The organism is Streptococcus mitis (assembly GCF_047465045.1).
GTDB lineage: Bacteria > Bacillota > Bacilli > Lactobacillales > Streptococcaceae > Streptococcus > Streptococcus mitis_DT.
Genome location: NZ_JASHAR010000054.1, coordinates 1 through 518 on the forward strand (window position 1 = coordinate 1; position 518 = coordinate 518).

5 tRNA genes are annotated in these 518 nt (G+C 52.5%); all 5 read right to left on the reverse strand.

What is annotated here, in order from left to right:
* Positions 1 to 34 precede the first annotated feature (34 nt).
* Positions 35 to 124 (reverse strand) — tRNA-Ser (locus QM409_RS10770).
* A gap of 4 nt (positions 125 to 128) precedes the next feature.
* A tRNA-Glu gene (locus QM409_RS10775) sits at positions 129 to 200 on the reverse strand.
* 8 nt (positions 201 to 208) lie between these two features.
* Positions 209 to 282: transfer RNA gene (locus tag QM409_RS10780), tRNA-Ile, on the reverse strand.
* Between the two features lie 34 nt (positions 283 to 316).
* Positions 317 to 387, reverse strand: a tRNA-Gly gene (locus QM409_RS10785).
* A gap of 5 nt (positions 388 to 392) precedes the next feature.
* A tRNA-Val gene (locus QM409_RS10790) sits at positions 393 to 465 on the reverse strand.
* Between the last annotated feature and the right edge of the window lie 53 nt (positions 466 to 518).

A 518-nucleotide genomic window follows, 5' to 3' on the forward strand; every position in this document is an offset into this window, starting at 1 on the left:
GCTACCGAGCTGCTCCATCCCGCGTTAATACAAAAGGAGGATGTGGGATTCGAACCCACGCACGCTTTTACACGCCTGACGGTTTTCAAGACCGTTCCCTTCAGCCGGACTTGGGTAATCCTCCATAATAGTCCGTACGGGATTCGAACCCGTGTTACCGCCGTGAAAAGGCGGTGTCTTAACCCCTTGACCAACGGACCAAACTCTATGGGCACGAGTGGACTCGAACCACCGACCTCACGCTTATCAGGCGTGCGCTCTAACCACCTGAGCTACGCGCCCAAGTTAAAAACTTGGTAATTTGAACAAAGTTCAAAGCGGGTGACGAGAATCGAACTCGCGACAACAGCTTGGAAGGCTGTAGTTTTACCACTAAACTACACCCGCTTAAATGGGAGTTAACGGGATCGAACCGCTGACCCTCTGCTTGTAAGGCAGATGCTCTCCCAGCTGAGCTAAACTCCCTAAAGCTAAGCGACTTCCATATCTCACAGGGGGCAACCCCCAACTACTTCCGG